The following is a 15,741-nucleotide window of genomic DNA, read 5'->3' on the forward strand; positions in this document are numbered from 1 at the left end:
CTTCCTTCCCCGCCTCGGTGGTGTCAGATGGTGCGGGTCCAGAGAGTCAGGTCGCTGCTGGTGGCGACGGCGAGGGTGCGGCCGGAGGGGGAGAAGCCGACGGCCCGCAGCTCGCTGTAGTGGGAGTGGAAGACGTGCCACCATCCGTCGCCGTGCGGTTCGCGATGCGGCATGCCGCTGCCGTGGGTGAGCAGGACCCGGTCGTGGGGCCAGGCGGGCTGGACGACCTCAAGTCCCCACCCGCCGACGGCCGTCATGTGCAGCCCCCCGCCGTAGAGCCCGGCGATGTGCACCCTGGTACCCGCGACCGGCCCGAGCCCCGGGCAGGTCAGGTCGTCGGTCCCGTCCGGGGTGCAGTCCTCGTCGTCGGGATCCCGTTCCCGCGCGATCTTCTCGCCACTGACGGCGTCGAAGAGCCCGTGCCCGTCGTGCGAGACGACCATGACCAGGTCGTTCCCGCTCTCGGGGTGCGTCGCGAACCCGATGCCGAGGAGCCCGCCGACCGGTGCGCAGGAGGCGTGACCCGGGGGGAAGACGGGTTGCCACGGGGCGGGTGCGGGCAGCACGGGGGCGGCGAGAAGCCGGTCGCGGAGGGCCTGTTGATAGGGGGTGAGTGTGTCCACACCGTCATGATCCATCAACCGCCGGGGAGCATTGACGGGTTGACTCGACTCACCGCCAACCTCCCAGCGCCCGTTCCGCGTTGTCCACCAGCTCCTTGTACGTCACGGCCTCGACGCGGCTCATGTGCGTGTTGAGGGTGCGCAGGGCCTCGTTGATGTGTTCCTCGGCCACGTCCGGTTGTACGGACGGGTGCCCGATCAGTACCAGCGCGCTCGCCCGGCGCGTCTCGATGCCGAGTTCGTCCCTGATGCGCTGCCGGTGTTCGTCCAGGCCGACGAGGTAGTTCACCGCTTGGCTCACCGCGTCGTGGACCTCGGCCGTCGGCACCCAACACCCTCGGTGCCGCTTGACCAGCGAGCCCTTGAGGCTCATGGAGCGCTTCAGTTCTACGATGTGCAGCGCGCCGTCCCCACGTATCAGAGGGATGTCGACCTCATCGCCAGGCACCAGCCGCCGCTGGACCGCCTGGCTCACGAACTGCCCGCCGAAGATCCAGTGTTGGCCGTCCAGCGCACGCTGCAGATCTCGCTCGCTCGCTCCCGGGTCCTCCACCACCGTGCGCAGCGTCTTGAGGCCCCGCCGACGCCGCTGGACCTCCGCGGCGCGCAGCAGAAGTTGTCCGTCACGGTCCGCCGCCAGAACCGCGAGAGACTCCGGCGACATCACGATGCGGCGAGCGGTGGCTTCCGGGTCCTCCACGTCCACCCGCTCCTGGAAGACCTGCTCCAGCCACGCCGCCACCTCGGCACTGCCCCGCAGGATGCGATAACGCCCCGTCCGTTCCTGCGACTGCTGCATGTAACGCGCGTCCTGGGCAACGCCCTTCACATGGGTGAGCACTTCGCTCGCGCCCGCGTCGGGGTGCTCGGCCAGGTACTCGCCGCCGAGCTGCATGAAGAAGGCGAGCGTCGCCGAGAGGGTTCGGGCCAGGTAGTCCTGATGCGAGCCGAGGGGTTCCGTCGACCGTTGGAAGAGCCGGTAGCGCTCTTCGAAGTCCGGTCGGAGGATGCGTCCTTCGGCGTAATCCAGGGAGTCCTGCACGAGCCGGACGACCTGCCATTCGTCCAACGCCGCCGCGGTGGAACGCACTTCCTTCAACAAGGTGACGAGGGCGCGGCCACCCCGGTAGGGGCTCCTGCCGCTGTTCATGTGCCGGACGACGGCTTCCAGGGCGCCCTTGACCTTGGGGTCGTCGGCTTGCTCGGCCACATGATCCAGCTGCAGCTTCAGCGCGAAGTCAGATCTCACATCCACGGACGCGATTATCCGCGGGCGCTCCTACTCCGACGCGATCCCGACGGGACACGACACCCCGGTCCCACCGATACCGCAGTACCCTGCCGGGTTCTTGTCGAGGTACTGCTGGTGATATGCCTCCGCCGCGTAGAACGGGCGGCTCTCCGCCGGGAGGATTTCCGTGGTGATCGTGCGGTGGTGGCCCGAGGCTGTCAGGGCCTTCTGGTAGGTGTCGCGGGAGGACAGTGCCGTCTCGGCCTGGGCCGGGGTGTGGGTGTGGATCGCCGAGCGGTACTGGGTGCCCACGTCGTTGCCCTGGCGGAAGCCCTGGGTGGGGTCGTGGGATTCCCAGAAGGTCCTCAGGAGGCGGCCGTACGAGAGGACGGCCGGGTCGAAGACCACGCGGACCACCTCCGTGTGGCCCGTGAGGCCCGAACACACCTCCTCGTAGGTGGGGTTCTCGGTGTGGCCGCCCTGGTAGCCGACCAGGGTCGTGTACACACCGGCCGGGAGCTGCCAGAACTTGCGCTCGGCCCCCCAGAAGCAGCCCAGGCCGAAGTCGGCGATCTCCAGGCCCTCGGGGTAGGGGCCCACGAGCGGGGTGCCGAGCACGGTGTGGTGGTCGGGGAGGCGGTACAGCGGCTCGGGGCGGCCCTTCAGCGCCTGTTCGGGCGTGGGGAGGACCGGTGTACGGCCGAACAGCATGGTGGCGTGCTCCTTCGTCGGGGGAGGGCGGCACAGCCGTCAACAGCGGCCCGCCGCCCCCGCATTCCGGCGCCGCGCCTCAGAGACACGGGCTCTCAGTGCGGGAGCGTCGCCGGGCTGCCGCCGTTCGCCTCGTAACCCGCCACCGCCAGCGCCCGGTAGACCGCGAACTCCGCCGCCGGGTCGGGGGACAGGGTCCACGGCAGGGCGCCCACATGGCCGTCGATGTGGAGGAGCTGGTTCATGGCCTCAGCCCAGCGCTCGCCGCGGACCAGGAAGAACACCAGCATGTGCCGGACGTGCGCCAGCATCGGGTCGTCCGCGCGGGCCGAGTGCACGGCGTGCAGGGCGCCGTGTATCGCCTTCGTCACGACCTCGCTCTGGTAGAAGCCGGCGACCAGGTTGACCTCGGGCAGGTGCTCGAAGACCGCGAACAGCGGCATCGCCGAGAGGAGGGAGCCCTGGGGCGCGCGGGCCGCGGCCGCCTCCGCGAAGGACATCGCCTGCTCGCGCGAACCGTGCCACTTCTCGCACCAGTAGTGCAGCGCCGCCAGATGCGCGCCCATGTGCGCCGGCGCGCGGTCCAGGATCTTCAGCCAGAGCTGCTCGAACTCCTCACGGGAGTACGCGAGTCCGCGCGCCACCGACAGCTCGACGATGTACGGGATCGGGTCGCCCGGAGCCAGCAGCGCCGCCTCGCCGCACGCCGCCTTCGCCTCCTCCATGATGATCCGGAAGTCGTCCGTGCCCGGCGTCGCCGTCCGCCACGCCTGCTGCACCAGGAACTCCGCGTGCACCGCCGCGCCGCCCGCGTCCTTCGGCGCCTCGGCCCGCCACACCCGCAGCCACTGCCCGCCCGGCGTCTCGCTCACCCCGCCCGGCCGCCGCGCCAGCTCCAGGGAGGCCGCCCCCGCGAAGGCCTGCACCCGCTGCCAGCGCAGCTCGCCCGCCGCCTCGGTGCCGGCGAGGAGCTGGGAGGCCGCGCGGTAGTCCTGGGTGCGCTGCACGAGGTCCAGGACGTCCAGCAGGTCCTGGTCGGGGCCGGGCATCCGGACGTCCAGCTCCTCCTGCCGTACGAAGCCGTAGTCCGCCGGGTCCGCGGCGTCGGGGTGGCCCGGCGGGACCTGCTCGATCATGCCCCGTCGACGCCTCAGGACGGGCAGCACCACGAAGCCCAGCATGACCACGGCCATCAGGACCCAGAGAATCTCCATGCCACAAGCGTTCCAGACGCCGCCGACAATTGGCCAACCAGGCCCCCGGCCTGTGAACAACCCATGGCATGTACACCTCACAGCCGACATCGGTCCGGAATGCGGACTACGCTCGGGGCCCATGAGCGACAGGCACATCAGTCAGCACTTCGAGACCCTCGCGATCCACGCGGGCAACACCGCCGATCCCCTGACCGGCGCGGTCGTCCCGCCGATCTACCAGGTCTCCACCTACAAGCAGGACGGCGTCGGCGGGCTCCGCGGCGGCTACGAGTACAGCCGCAGCGCCAACCCCACCCGCACCGCCCTGGAGGAGAACCTCGCCGCCCTCGAAGGCGGCCGCCGGGGTCTCGCGTTCGCGTCCGGACTGGCGGCCGAGGACTGCCTGTTGCGCACGCTGCTCAGCCCCGGCGACCACGTGGTCATCCCCAACGACGCGTACGGCGGCACCTTCCGCCTCTTCGCCAAGGTCGTCGCCCGCTGGGGCGTGGAGTGGTCGGTCGCCGACACCAGCGACCCCGCCGCCGTACGGGCCGCCATCACCCCGAAGACCAAGGCCGTGTGGGTGGAGACCCCCTCCAACCCGCTGCTCGGCATCACCGACATCGCCGCCGTCGCGCAGATCGCGCGGGACGCGGGCGCGCGGCTCGTCGTCGACAACACCTTCGCCACGCCCTACCTCCAGCAGCCGCTGGCGCTCGGCGCCGACGTCGTCGTGCACTCCCTGACCAAGTACATGGGCGGCCACTCCGACGTCGTCGGCGGTGCGCTCGTCGTCGGTGACGAGGCGCTCGGCGAGGAACTGGCGTACCACCAGAACGCCATGGGCGCGGTCGCCGGGCCCTTCGACTCCTGGCTGGTGCTGCGCGGCGCCAAGACGCTGTCGGTGCGCATGGACCGGCACAGCGAGAACGCCACCAAGGTCGCCGACATGCTGACCCGGCACCCGCGCGTGACCAAGGTCCTCTACCCGGGCCTGGAGGACCACCCCGGGCACGAGGTCGCCGCCAAGCAGATGCGCGCGTTCGGCGGCATGGTCTCCTTCCGGGTCGAGGGCGGCGAGGAGGCGGCCGTCGAGGTCTGCAACCGCGCCAAGGTCTTCACGCTGGGCGAGTCCCTGGGCGGCGTCGAGTCCCTGATCGAGCACCCCGGCCGTATGACGCACGCGTCCGTGGCGGGCAGCGCCCTGGAGGTGCCGGCCGACCTGGTGCGCCTGTCCGTGGGCATCGAGAACGTCGACGACCTGCTGGAGGACCTCCAGCAGGCGCTGGGCCGCTAACCCGTCCGGCTCACCAGCCGGTCAGCGGTGGAGTCGTCGTCGACGGCGGCTCCACCCAGGGGCGGGCCATCACCGCCCACACCACGAACGCCACGCTCGCCGCGAACAGCAGGAACCACAGCACGCGGCGGGCCGCCCGCCTGCGCCGCAGCATCCGGGCACCCCGGCGCACCACCTCGTCGTGCAGCTCCGGCGGCACCGGCGGATGCGCCTGCTCCATGACGCGCCGTACGGCTGCCTCCCGCTCGGGCCGATTCACCACGGCCCCCTTACTGCCGGGTCACCGATCCGCCCGGGCCTCCTTCCGGCCGGGCCACCGAACCGCCCCGGCCCCCTCATGACGCCGCCACCTTCGCCCCGCCCACCGTCGGGGCCGGGCCCCGTGGGGGGTGGAGCAGTGTTGCCGTTGCCCGGTCGCAGATGGTGTGGACGCGGTCCGTCGGCAGGCCGAGGAGGGCCGCCGTCTGTTCCTCGGCGACCCCTTCGTAGAGCCTCAGGACGAGGACGAGCCGCTCCTGCGGGGCCAGGCCCGCCAGCGGGGCGGCGGGATGGGGGCGGGCGCCGAACAGGCCGCCGTACTGGTGCCACGCGGCCCGGGCGAAGCGCGTGGCCAGGTACTGGCGGGTGCGGTCGTACGGGTCCTCGCCGTGCAGTCCGTCCCAGCACGCGTACGTGTGCGCCAGCGACAGCGTGAGCAGGCGCCGCGCGCGTGGGTTGTCGTCCGGGGCCTCCGCGGTGAGGAGCGTCGCGGCATGCAACAGCCGCCCGGCAGCTCCCGCGACGAACGCCTTGAACTCCCGGGCCCGGCGGGCGTCCTGAGACGCATGCCGTTGTCGCACCACGCCTCCCGCCTCAGGCCGACCGTACGAGGGAACGGGACCCTGGTCGCGTACGGGATACGGAACCGTGTGCGAATCGGGACCCGGTCTCATATGAGGCCAGGGGTGGCCTTTCGGTCAAGAGCCGCGCGCCGTTCCGCCCCGGCGGGCGGTGGGCACGGCAACCCGGAAGTCCTCCGGCTCCCTCAGGAAGCCGTCGGCGCGTCCGCCCCCGGCAGCCCCTGTGCCGCCATCCGGGAGGAGAGCGCGGTGTTGAAGCGCGTGAGGAGCGTGCAGAACGCCTCGCGCTCCTCCGGCGCCCAGTCGTGTGTCAGCTCGGCCATCAACTGACGCCGGGAGGAGCGCACTTCCTCCAGGCGAGACAGTCCGCGCGGGGACAGCTGGAGCACCACCGCGCGCCCGTCCTCCGGGTGCGAGGTGCGCTTGACGAGCCCGGTGTCCACGAGCGGCGCCACCTGCCGGGTGACCGTCGACGAGTCGATGCCCATGCTCGCGGCGAGCGCCTTGACGCCCATCGGGCCTTCCTTGTCGAGGCGGTTGAGCAGCAGGTATGCGGCGCGGTCCATGGAGTTGCGCACCTGCCCCACCCCGCCGAGCCGGGTCTGTTCGGCACGTCGGGCGAAGACCGCCACCTCGTGCTGGAGCGTGTCGAGGAGACCGGTGTCACCGACGGTCGTCATGTCCATCGACATTTCAGGTGTTGTGGGCATGGCCGGGGGCTCGCTTCAGGTAAAGGGTGCTGGGTTGGGGGACAGGGTACGCGGCCGGAAGGCGGGCCGTACCGGCGCTGCGCAAACCGGTCTCGGAGGTTGGTCACAGCGGCCGTTCCCGCCTGTGAACTGCGATGCTGGTGTCATGAGCTATGGCACGGCTGACTCCTTGCGCTCCCTGCGGCCCGTCACCCTCGACGACGTGCGCGGCGCCCAGAAGATGCTCACGGGCGTGGCGCGGGTGACCGCGATGGAGGGCAGCCGGCATCTCTCCCAGCTGGTGGGTGCGCCGGTGCACTTCAAGTGCGAGAACCTCCAGCGCACGGGGTCGTTCAAGCTGCGTGGCGCCTACGTCAGGATCGCCGGCCTGCTGCCCGAGGAGCGCGCGGCCGGCGTCGTCGCCGCGAGCGCGGGCAACCACGCGCAGGGCGTCGCGCTGGCGTCGTCGCTGCTGGGTGTGCGGTCGACGGTGTTCATGCCGAAGGGCGCCCCACTGCCCAAGATCAGCGCGACCCGGGAGTACGGCGCCGAGGTGAGGCTGCACGGACAGGTGGTCGACGAGACGCTGGCCGCCGCGCAGGAGTACGCGGAGCGGACGGGGGCGGTGTTCATCCACCCCTTCGACCACCCGGACGTCATCGCGGGCCAGGGCACGGTCGGTCTGGAGATCCTGGAGCAGTGCCCCGAGGTGCGCACGATCGTCCTCGGGATCGGGGGCGGCGGTCTCGCGGCCGGGGTCGCGGTCGCGGTGAAGTCCCTGCGGCCCGACGTGCGGATCGTGGGCGTCCAGGCGGCGGGCGCGGCGGCGTACCCGCCCTCGCTGGCGGCCGGGCGCCCGATGTCGATCGAGAACCCGGCGACGATGGCCGACGGCATGAAGGTCGGGCGGCCCGGCGATGTGCCGTTCGAGATCGTGGGCGACCTCGTCGACGAGGTGCGTACGGTCACCGAGGACGAGCTGTCCGCGGCGCTGCTGCTGAGCCTGGAGCGGGCCAAGCTGGTCGTCGAGCCGGCCGGCGCGAGCCCCGTCGCGGCGCTGCTGAGCGACCCCGGCGCCTTCGAGGGACCGGTCGTCGCGGTGCTGTCCGGCGGCAACGTCGACCCGGTGCTGCTGCAGCGCGTCCTGCGGCACGGCATGGCCGCGCAGGGCCGCTACCTGGCCGTACGCCTGCGCCTGACCGACCGGCCCGGCGCCCTCGCCACGCTCCTCGGGGTGTTGTCAGTGGTCGACGCTAACGTCCTCGACGTGAGCCATGTACGGACCGACCCCCGGCTCGGGTTCACGGAGGCGGAGGTCGAGCTGCACCTGGAGACGAAGGGTCCCGAGCACTGCGCCGAGGTCGGCCAGGCCCTGCGGAACGCGGGTTACACGGTCATCGACTGAGGTCAGCGGCTTGGATTCACCCTTTCGGGAAATTCCATTGAGACTCGCGATACATCGCGTTATGGTGCGTCGAGAGACGTCGCGAGACGTTGCAAGAAGTCGAGAGAAAACGACGGGCGACACCACCAGCGCAAACCTAGGCTTTTCGAAGAATCCCCGACGACGTGGAGACTCATATGCCAGGCGCCATCTATGCCGAAGGCCTGGTGAAGACCTTCGGTGACGTAAGGGCTCTGGACGGCGTCGACCTGGACGTGCCGGAAGGCACCGTCCTGGGCCTGCTCGGGCCGAACGGCGCGGGCAAGACGACGGCCGTCCGATGCCTGACCACCCTCCTGCGACCCGACAGCGGCTCGGCGGTCGTCGCGGGCATCGACGTCCTCAAGCACCCCGACGCCGTGCGCCGATCCATCGGACTGTCCGGCCAGTTCGCGGCGGTCGACGAGTATCTGACCGGCCGCGAGAACCTCCAGATGGTCGGCCGGCTCTACCAGATGAGGGCGAAGGCCGCGAAGGCCCGGGCGGCCGAGCTGCTGGAGCAGTTCGACCTCGCCGACGCCGCCGACCGCCCCACCAAGACCTACTCCGGCGGCATGCGCCGCCGTCTCGACCTCGCGGCCGCCCTGGTCGTCTCCCCGCCCGTGATGTTCATGGACGAACCGACCACCGGCCTGGACCCCCGCAACCGCCAGCTGCTGTGGGACGTCATCAAGCGCCTGGTCTCCGGCGGTACGACCCTGCTGCTGACCACGCAGTACCTCGAAGAGGCCGACCACCTCGCCCATGACATCGCCGTCGTCGACCACGGCCGGCTCATCGCCCAGGGCACCTCCGACCAGCTCAAGGCCCGCACCGGCGGTGAGCGCGTCGAGGTCGTCGTCCATGAGCGCGAGGACATTTCGACCGCCTCCGAGGTCCTGCGCGGCTTCGGCAAGGGGGACACCACGGTCGAGGAGCACACCCGCAAGCTCACCGTCCCCGTCACCGGCGGCGCCAAGCTGCTCGCCGAGGTCATCCGCGAGCTCGACACCCGGGGCATCGAGATAGACGACATCGGACTGCGCCGCCCCACCCTCGACGACGTCTTCCTCTCCCTGACCGGCCATGGGGCCGAGGAGGCCATCACGAGCAACGAGGAGGCCGTCAAGAAATGAGCGCCGTCACCGACACCGACACCGCGCGCGTCGCACCGGCCGGCAACCCGGTCAGCCAGTCCGTCCGGGACTCCATGGTCGTCGCCCAGCGCAACCTCATCCGGATGTCCCGCATCCCCGAGATGATCATCTACGGGCTCATCCAGCCCATCATGTTCGTGGTGCTGTTCACGTACGTCTTCGGCGGCTCCATGCAGATCGGCGGCAGCACCAGCGCCACCGACTACAAGAACTTCCTGATGGCCGGCATCTTCGCGCAGACCGTCACGTTCGCCACCGCCAGTTCCGGCGCGGGCATCGCCGACGACATGCACAAGGGCCTCATCGACCGCTTCCGCTCCCTGCCCATGGCCAGAGGCGCGGTCCTCACCGGGCGCACCTTCGCCGACCTCGTCCAGACCGCGCTCACCCTGGTCGTCCTCGCGGTGGTCGCCCTGCTGGTCGGCTGGCGCGTCGGATCGGACGCGCCCACCAACGCGGGCAAGGTGCTGGGCGCCTTCGGGCTGCTGCTCCTGCTCGGTTACGCCTTCACCTGGATCGGCGCCCTGATCGGCATGTCCGTCCGCACCCCGGAGGCGGCCACGTCCAGCGGCCTGATCTGGCTCTTCCCGGTCACCTTCATCTCGAACGCGTTCGTGGACACCAGCCACATGACCCCGTGGCTGCGCCACATCGCCGACTGGAACCCGTTCAGCGCCACCGTCCAGGCCTGCCGCAAGCTCTTCGGCAACCCGGGCGTCTCGCCCTCCGAGGCCTGGCCGATGCAGCATCCGGTGTGGGCCTCGCTGATCTACTCGCTCCTGATCATCGTCGTCTTCAGAACCCTGTCGGTCAGGAAGTACCGCTCGGCGACGGCATGACAAAGCCCCCGGTGTCCCAAGGGGACTCCGGGGGCCGTCACAGCCGGGGTGCAGCCGGCTCAGCCGTTGTAGGGCTCCGCCTTGAGGATCGTCACGGACGCCTTCTTGCCGTTGGGCAGCTCGTACTCCGCGTCCTCGCCGACCTTGTGGCCGATCACGCCGGAGCCCAGCGGGGACTGCGGCGAGTAGGTCTCGATGTCGGAGCTCGCGTACTCGCGGGAGGCGAGCAGGAAGGTCATCGTGTCGTCCTCGTCGCCGTCGAAGGCGATCGTCACGACCATGCCGGGGGCAACCGCGCCGTCGGCGGACGCCGGGGCCTCGCCGACCTTGGCCTTCTCCAGGAGCTGGGTCAGCTGGCGGATGCGGAGCTCCTGCTTGCCCTGCTCTTCCTTGGCCGCGTGGTACCCGCCGTTCTCGCGCAGGTCCCCCTCCTCGCGCGCGGCCGCGATCTTCGCGGTCACTTCCTCGCGCGCGGGACCAGACAGGTACGCCAGCTCTTCCTTGAGCTTGGTGTACGCCTCCTGCGTAAGCCAGGTGACGTCTTCGCTGGTCTGGGTCACAGGTGCTCCTCGTAGGTACTGGGAATACAAAGCATCGCCCTACCCAGAAGAATGTTCCTTCACGGATGGGCGAAACCACGAGCCTAACAATTCAGCGGCCGAAGGGGGAGGACATAAGCCATCAGAATCACGTCAACGCAGGTCAGCCACTACGCAATGCGGCTGAACTCAGTCGGCGTGGCAGCCCAGCAGCTCGGCGGTGGTGCCCGGGGACGTCGTACGCAGCGTGACGACCTTGTCGATGCGGGTGGCGTTGCCGGAGAAGCGGAAATCGGCCCGGCCCACCTCGGCGCCGTTCTCGGCCTGGGAGCGGATCGTGCAGTAGCCGCCGGCGCCGGCGTCCTTGCGGACCTCCAGATGCACCTGCACCGAGGTCTTGCCCGGCTCGAAGGTGATCACTTCGGCGCTGATCTCGTTCTTGGCGACGTAGTGCCAGGCGAAATAGCCGATCATCGCGAGCAGCAGCGCCCCGAGCACGGCACCGGCGATCTTGAGCTTGTGGTCGGCGCGCTCGTCCGAGGAGCGGCCGTAACGGCCCTCGGGCAGTCGCGTGGTCGACGCGCTCATGATCGTCCTCTCGGCAGAAACCGGACGGAAACCGGGCCCCAGCCGGACCCCGGAATTATTCGCCCCCCGATTCGGTCACTATAGAAGCCGCCGATCGCACCCGAAGACACCGGGGCGCCGACTTACTGAGGATTTGAGTCTTGACTGACCAGCTGCGACTGATGGCCGTTCACGCGCACCCCGACGACGAGTCGAGCAAGGGCGCGGCCACCATGGCGAAGTACGTGTCCGAGGGGGTGGACGTGCTGGTCGTGACCTGCACGGGTGGGGAGCGCGGCTCCATCCTCAATCCGAAGCTGCAGGGCGACAAGTACATCGAGGAGCACATCCACGAGGTACGCAAGAAGGAGATGGACGAGGCCCGCGAGATCCTCGGCGTGAAGCAGGAGTGGCTCGGCTTCGTCGACTCCGGCCTGCCCGAGGGCGACCCGCTGCCCCCGCTCCCGGAGGGCTGCTTCGCCCTGGAGGACGTCGACCGGGCGGCCGGCGAGCTGGTCCGCAAGATCCGCGCGTTCCGCCCCCAGGTCATCACGACGTACGACGAGAACGGCGGCTACCCGCACCCCGACCACATCATGACCCACAAGATCTCGATGGTGGCGTTCGAGGGCGCGGCGGACACCGAGAAGTACCCGGAGGCGGAATTCGGCCCCGCCTACCAGGCGCAGAAGCTCTACTACAACCAGGGCTTCAACCGCCCCCGCACCGAGGCGCTGCACCAGGCGATGCTGGACCGCGGCCTGGAGTCGCCGTACGGGGACTGGCTCAAGCGCTGGAACGAGATCGAGCGCACCGAGCGCACCCTGACCACGCACATCCCGTGCGCCGAGTTCTTCGAGATCCGCGACAAGGCCCTGATCGCGCACGCCACGCAGATCGACCCCGACGGCGGCTGGTTCAAGGTCCCGATGGAGGTCCAGAAGGAGGTCTGGCCGACGGAGGAGTACGAGCTCGCCAAGTCCCTCGTCGATACCTCCCTCCCCGAGGACGACCTCTTCGCGGGCATCCGCGACAATGCCTGACATGAGCGCAAGCGTGAGCCTGGCAATGACGCACCTCGTCCCCCTCGCCAAGGAGGTGGACGAGAACAAGGTCACCCCCGGCGTCCTCGGCTTCATCGTCTTCGCGGTGATGGCGCTGGCGGTGTGGGGCCTGATGAAGAGCATGAGCCGGCAGCTGAGGAGGGTCGACTTCGAGGAGACCCCCGACCCGGAGGCCGCGACCGCCTCCGAGACGGCCTCGGCCAAGCCCGGCGCCGGCCAGAGCTAGGGCAGGCCCTGACCCCGGTCATGGCGGGTGGCGGTCAGCTCCTGGCCGCCACCACCACCCCCATGACCTCCCGCGCATGCCGGTTCGGGACCATCCCCAGTCGCCAGGCCTGCCAGCCGGACTCCAGGCTGATGCCCCGCTCCAGAAGCAGCAGATACGCCTCCACGTAGTCGTCCAGCTTCTCGTCCCGGGACGGATGGCCGGCGCGGGCCAGCTGGGACAGCTCCTCCTGCGCCACCGCCGTACCGATCTCCACGCCGCCCGGAGCCGCGTAGGGCAGCAGGGTGCAGCGCAGGAAGCGGGCCCAGTCCTCGCCGCGGCGGTCGCCGTACGAGGTGAACAGGCCGATCGCCTCGTCGCACAGGGCGAGCGCCTGCGGGGTACGGGCGTTGCCCGCGTCCACCACCGCCAGCTCCAGGCACGTCCACGCCTCGCCGTGCGCGACGCCGATGCGCTGGAAGTCGGCGCGGGCGTCGACCAGCAATTGCCGCGCGAAACCCGAGTTGCGCAGGGAACCCGTCTGGGCCGCCCGCTGGTCGCGGGTCACGCGCGCCGAGTGGTGCCGGGCGCAGGCCAGACCGTAGACGTCGCGGATGCGGGAGAACATCTGCCGGGAGCGTTCCAGCTCGCGGACCGCCAGATCCAGGTTGCCCGTCTCCTCCAGCGCCTGGCCCAGGTAGTACACCGACCAGGCCTCGCCCCGCGCGTCCTCGTTCTCGCGGTGCCGGGACGCCGCCTGACGCAGACCGTCCACCGCCGGAGAGGGATCGCCGGCGACGAGGCGGGCGCGGGCCAGCTGGGTCAGGGCCCAGGCCTCGCCGCGGGCGTCGCGCGTGCGGCCGTAGAGATCCAGGGCCGTGCGCAGCTCCTGCTCGGCTCTGGGGACGTCGCCCATGCGCAGGCCCAGCTGGCCGAGCTGGAAGTGGGCCCAGGCCTCGCCGTGCACGGACTCGCCCGCGCGGTGCAGGACCAGGGACTGGCCGAGCAGGTCCATGGCCTCGGACAGGTGCGCGCGGTCGCGTTCCACCGCCGCCAGCGCGTGCATCGTCCAGGCGCGGTCCGTCGCCAGCTCGGGGGCCGCCTGGAGGTCCAGCGCCTCGTGCAGCTTGGCCGCCGCCTCCGTCAGATTGCCCTGGTGGTGCAGCGTGATGCCGAGGGAGCACAGGGCCCTGGCCGCGCCCGCGTCGTGGTGGGCCTCCATGTACAGGTCGACCACCGAGGTCAACGTCGTGCGCGCCTTGTCCAGCTCGCCGAGCTGACGGGCCGCGATGCCGGTGCGCCACTGGACCGAGCGCACCAGCAGGCCCTGGTCGACGGCCTGGGCCAGCTCACTGATCTCGCCGAGGCGGTAGAGGTCGCCGCGCAGCAGGCAGTAGTCGCACAGGGCGCCCAGCAGGCTCAGCACCGCCGCCTGGTTGACCCCCTCCGCGTGCCGCAGGGTCGAGGTGATGAAGCTCGACTCGTCGTCCAGCCAGCGCAGTGCCTCGTCCAGCGAGGTGAAGCCGTGCGGGCTGAAGCGGTCCGAGCGGGTCGACATGTTGCCGTCGACCAGGCGCAGGACGGAATCCGCCAGCTCCGCGTAGTTCACGATGAGACGTTCCTGCGCCGAGGTGCGCTCCGCCGCTTCCTCCTCGTCGAGGAGACGGGCCTGGGCGAAGGCGCGGACCAGGTCGTGCAGGCGGTAGCGGTCCCCGCGGACATGGTCGAGCAGGCCCGCGCGGGAGAGCGCGACGAGCTGCCGCCGCGCCTCCGACTGGTCGGTGGCGAGCAGCGCCGCCGCCGCGGCCGCGCCGAGCGACGCCCGGCCCGCCAGCGCCAGCCGGCGCAGCAGGCGGCGGGCCGTGTCCGACTGGTCGGTGTACCGCAGCCACAGCACTCGCTCGATCGGCTCGACCGGGCCGTACGCGCCCAGGTCCGCGGCCAGTTGACGCGGTGAACGCGGGCCGAGAGCCGAGCCCGCGATGCGCAGCGCGAGCGGCAGACCACCGCACAACTGTCTGATCCGGTCGGCGGATTCGGCGTCGTACGGCTCCGGCTTGTCCTGCGCGGTCGCGGCCAGCAGCTCTTCCGCGCCCGCCGGGTCCAGGGCCTCGACCGGCAGATGGTGCACCCAGGCCGGCAGATCGGCGGGCAGCCGCAAGGCGGTGCGGCTCGTGACCAGGACCAGGCTGTCCGAACGCTCGGGGACGAGGGTGCGGACCTGCTCGGGGTCCGAGGCGTCGTCCAGGAGGACCGTCACCGGCAGGCCCGTCAGATGCTGGTGGTACAGCTCGCTCAGCCGCTTGACCTGCTGGTCGGGGGAGGAACGCTCCCGGAACAGCAGCTGCTCGCGGGGCGCGCCGAGCCGGTTCAGCAGATGCAGCAGGGCGTCACGGGTGGACAGCGGCGGCTCCTCCGGGCTGTCGCCGCGCAGGTCCACCACGCACGCGCCCCGGAAGTAGTCCCGCAGATCGTGCGCGGCCTGCAGCGCGAGCGCGGAACGGCCGCTGCCGGACGGACCGTGCAGCACGACCACCGTCGGCCGGGTCTCCGTGCTGGCCCGCGCCGACTGCACCCACTGTCTGATCCGCCCCAGCTCCTGCCGACGCCCGGCGAACTCCGCGACCGGATCCGGGAGTTGGCCGAACGACTGCTCCAGCACGTTCCGCCCGCGAGCCGCCGCGCTCTTGTCGGCGCCCTTCAGCCGCGGCCCCGTCTTCTGTTTCGGCCCGGTCGACGCGCTCAGCACCCGCTGCTGATCGAGGAACGGCCGGATGCCCCGCACGTCGAGCGCGGTCAGCCACGACAGCCGCAGCTGCTCGGGCCCGCCCGGCTGACTCGCCGCGCCCGCCCGGTGATGCGCGGCCGGCAGATGAGACCCGGCGACCTTCACCACGGTCGCCGCGGCCCCTACGACCCCCACGGTCACCCCGGCACCGAGGGCCGTCCCCGCGCCGGTCCCCAGCGCCAGGTCGGCGACGACGGCCGCCGCGGCCGCGACTCCGGCCACCAGTAAGGGAGTTCCGCCGCCCTGCTGGGCGTACCGCTGCCCGAACGTCAGCTGCCCGGCCGCCGCCTCGTCCAGCGCGCGCGTGTAGGCCTCGTACTCCTCGGCGGCCGTCTCGGCCATGGCGTCCAGCGCGCCGCGGGCCCGCGACAGCAGCACACCCCCGTCGATCCGCCCGCCCGACCGCCGCACCTCCTCCTCCACGGCCCGGACCACCAGCCGCTCGGCGTCCCCCCGATGGCTGTCCCGCATGTCCCGTCCCCCTCCGACGACAACGGTTCCTTGGTCAAGTGTGCGGCGGACGGGTCGCTGTGGGGAGAGGGCCGGAGGATCACCTTCTGCGAGCCGCCTGCC

At 71.0% G+C, this 15,741-nt stretch carries 16 protein-coding genes; 6 read left to right on the plus strand and 10 right to left on the minus strand.

The window, feature by feature from the left end:
• Positions 1-23 precede the first annotated feature (23 nt).
• The 4 genes from CRP56_RS27285 to CRP56_RS27300 all read right to left on the minus strand — a co-directional run bounded on the left by CRP56_RS27285 (position 24) and on the right by CRP56_RS27300 (position 3,779).
• Entirely contained in the window at positions 24-623 is a 600-nt protein-coding gene (locus CRP56_RS27285; RefSeq protein WP_257041084.1) for a hypothetical protein, read from the minus strand.
• A gap of 49 nt (positions 624-672) precedes the next feature.
• Entirely contained in the window at positions 673-1,878 is a 1,206-nt protein-coding gene (locus CRP56_RS27290; protein WP_257041085.1) for a Shedu anti-phage system protein SduA domain-containing protein, read from the minus strand.
• A gap of 24 nt (positions 1,879-1,902) precedes the next feature.
• Positions 1,903-2,565: a peptide-methionine (S)-S-oxide reductase MsrA gene (gene msrA / locus CRP56_RS27295; protein ID WP_097268303.1), complete on the minus strand. Its 663-nt coding sequence runs from the start codon at positions 2,563-2,565 to the stop codon at positions 1,903-1,905.
• Positions 2,566-2,660: 95 nt separating this feature from the next.
• Positions 2,661-3,779 carry a hypothetical protein gene (locus CRP56_RS27300; RefSeq protein WP_097268305.1) on the minus strand — a complete coding sequence of 373 codons (1,119 nt, stop codon included), beginning with the start codon at positions 3,777-3,779 and terminating at the stop codon, positions 2,661-2,663.
• A gap of 121 nt (positions 3,780-3,900) precedes the next feature.
• On the opposite strand from CRP56_RS27300, the gene CRP56_RS27305 reads away from it, so the two are divergent.
• Positions 3,901-5,058 carry a cystathionine gamma-synthase gene (locus tag CRP56_RS27305; RefSeq protein WP_097268307.1) on the plus strand — a complete coding sequence of 386 codons (1,158 nt, stop codon included), beginning with the start codon at positions 3,901-3,903 and terminating at the stop codon, positions 5,056-5,058.
• Positions 5,059-5,068: 10 nt separating this feature from the next.
• Here CRP56_RS27305 and CRP56_RS27310 read toward each other — a convergent pair whose 3' ends face one another.
• From CRP56_RS27310 to CRP56_RS27320, 3 genes are all read right to left on the minus strand, one after another.
• Positions 5,069-5,317 carry a hypothetical protein gene (locus tag CRP56_RS27310; protein WP_097268309.1) on the minus strand — a complete coding sequence of 83 codons (249 nt, stop codon included), beginning with the start codon at positions 5,315-5,317 and terminating at the stop codon, positions 5,069-5,071.
• Positions 5,318-5,393: 76 nt separating this feature from the next.
• On the minus strand, positions 5,394-5,897 hold the full coding sequence (locus tag CRP56_RS27315) for a sigma factor-like helix-turn-helix DNA-binding protein (protein ID WP_097274515.1): 504 nt from the start codon (positions 5,895-5,897) through the stop codon (positions 5,394-5,396).
• A gap of 185 nt (positions 5,898-6,082) precedes the next feature.
• Positions 6,083-6,589, minus strand: coding sequence for a MarR family winged helix-turn-helix transcriptional regulator (locus CRP56_RS27320; protein ID WP_179143498.1), 507 nt, complete (start codon positions 6,587-6,589; stop codon positions 6,083-6,085).
• 163 nt (positions 6,590-6,752) lie between these two features.
• On the opposite strand from CRP56_RS27320, the gene ilvA reads away from it, so the two are divergent.
• The 3 genes from ilvA to CRP56_RS27335 all read left to right on the plus strand — a co-directional run bounded on the left by ilvA (position 6,753) and on the right by CRP56_RS27335 (position 10,005).
• A complete protein-coding gene (ilvA, locus tag CRP56_RS27325) occupies positions 6,753-7,991 on the plus strand; it encodes a threonine ammonia-lyase (RefSeq protein WP_097268311.1) in 1,239 nt (412 codons plus the stop codon).
• 176 nt (positions 7,992-8,167) lie between these two features.
• The gene (locus tag CRP56_RS27330; RefSeq protein WP_097268313.1) at positions 8,168-9,145 is read left to right on the plus strand and encodes an ATP-binding cassette domain-containing protein; all 978 of its coding nucleotides are present in this window, start codon (positions 8,168-8,170) and stop codon (positions 9,143-9,145) included.
• Complete coding sequence (locus CRP56_RS27335) at positions 9,142-10,005, plus strand: ABC transporter permease (protein WP_097268315.1); 864 nt, start codon at positions 9,142-9,144, stop codon at positions 10,003-10,005. Before CRP56_RS27330 ends, CRP56_RS27335 begins: the two co-directional genes overlap by 4 nt.
• A 59-nt stretch (positions 10,006-10,064) precedes the next feature.
• Here the strand turns inward: CRP56_RS27335 and greA are convergent, their stop codons facing one another.
• Together greA and CRP56_RS27345 are read right to left on the minus strand one after the other, a co-directional pair.
• A complete protein-coding gene (gene greA / locus CRP56_RS27340; protein ID WP_097268317.1) occupies positions 10,065-10,565 on the minus strand; it encodes a transcription elongation factor GreA in 501 nt (166 codons plus the stop codon).
• Between the two features lie 168 nt (positions 10,566-10,733).
• Complete coding sequence (locus tag CRP56_RS27345; RefSeq protein WP_097268319.1) at positions 10,734-11,132, minus strand: DUF4307 domain-containing protein; 399 nt, start codon at positions 11,130-11,132, stop codon at positions 10,734-10,736.
• A 140-nt stretch (positions 11,133-11,272) separates the two neighbouring features.
• Between CRP56_RS27345 and mca the strand changes: the two genes are divergently transcribed.
• Together mca and CRP56_RS27355 are read left to right on the plus strand one after the other, a co-directional pair.
• Positions 11,273-12,154 carry a mycothiol conjugate amidase Mca gene (mca, locus tag CRP56_RS27350; protein WP_097268321.1) on the plus strand — a complete coding sequence of 294 codons (882 nt, stop codon included), beginning with the start codon at positions 11,273-11,275 and terminating at the stop codon, positions 12,152-12,154.
• Positions 12,147-12,401, plus strand: a complete 255-nt coding sequence (locus CRP56_RS27355) for a hypothetical protein (protein ID WP_179851125.1) — start codon at positions 12,147-12,149, stop codon at positions 12,399-12,401. The genes mca and CRP56_RS27355 overlap by 8 nt, the downstream gene beginning before the upstream one ends.
• A gap of 34 nt (positions 12,402-12,435) precedes the next feature.
• Here CRP56_RS27355 and CRP56_RS27360 read toward each other — a convergent pair whose 3' ends face one another.
• Positions 12,436-15,639, minus strand: coding sequence for a tetratricopeptide repeat protein (locus CRP56_RS27360; protein ID WP_097268326.1), 3,204 nt, complete (start codon positions 15,637-15,639; stop codon positions 12,436-12,438).
• Between the last annotated feature and the right edge of the window lie 102 nt (positions 15,640-15,741).

Origin of the sequence: Streptomyces sp. TLI_55, assembly GCF_900206255.1 — a bacterium.
Lineage (GTDB): Bacteria > Actinomycetota > Actinomycetes > Streptomycetales > Streptomycetaceae > Streptomyces > Streptomyces aquilus.

What these genes read in the sequence shown, in the direction of transcription:
- ilvA (WP_097268311.1), top strand. Translation starts at nt 6,753, where the DNA reads ATGAGCTATGGCACGGCTGACTCCTTGCGCTCCCTGCGGCCCGTCACC.
- CRP56_RS27305 (WP_097268307.1), top strand. Translation starts at nt 3,901, where the DNA reads ATGAGCGACAGGCACATCAGTCAGCACTTCGAGACCCTCGCGATCCAC.
- CRP56_RS27345 (WP_097268319.1), bottom strand. Translation starts at nt 11,132, where the DNA reads ATGAGCGCGTCGACCACGCGACTGCCCGAGGGCCGTTACGGCCGCTCC.
- CRP56_RS27355 (WP_179851125.1), top strand. Translation starts at nt 12,147, where the DNA reads ATGCCTGACATGAGCGCAAGCGTGAGCCTGGCAATGACGCACCTCGTC.
- CRP56_RS27330 (WP_097268313.1), top strand. Translation starts at nt 8,168, where the DNA reads ATGCCAGGCGCCATCTATGCCGAAGGCCTGGTGAAGACCTTCGGTGAC.
- msrA (WP_097268303.1), bottom strand. Translation starts at nt 2,565, where the DNA reads ATGCTGTTCGGCCGTACACCGGTCCTCCCCACGCCCGAACAGGCGCTG.
- CRP56_RS27300 (WP_097268305.1), bottom strand. Translation starts at nt 3,779, where the DNA reads ATGGAGATTCTCTGGGTCCTGATGGCCGTGGTCATGCTGGGCTTCGTG.
- CRP56_RS27335 (WP_097268315.1), top strand. Translation starts at nt 9,142, where the DNA reads ATGAGCGCCGTCACCGACACCGACACCGCGCGCGTCGCACCGGCCGGC.
- CRP56_RS27320 (WP_179143498.1), bottom strand. Translation starts at nt 6,589, where the DNA reads ATGTCGATGGACATGACGACCGTCGGTGACACCGGTCTCCTCGACACG.
- CRP56_RS27360 (WP_097268326.1), bottom strand. Translation starts at nt 15,639, where the DNA reads ATGCGGGACAGCCATCGGGGGGACGCCGAGCGGCTGGTGGTCCGGGCC.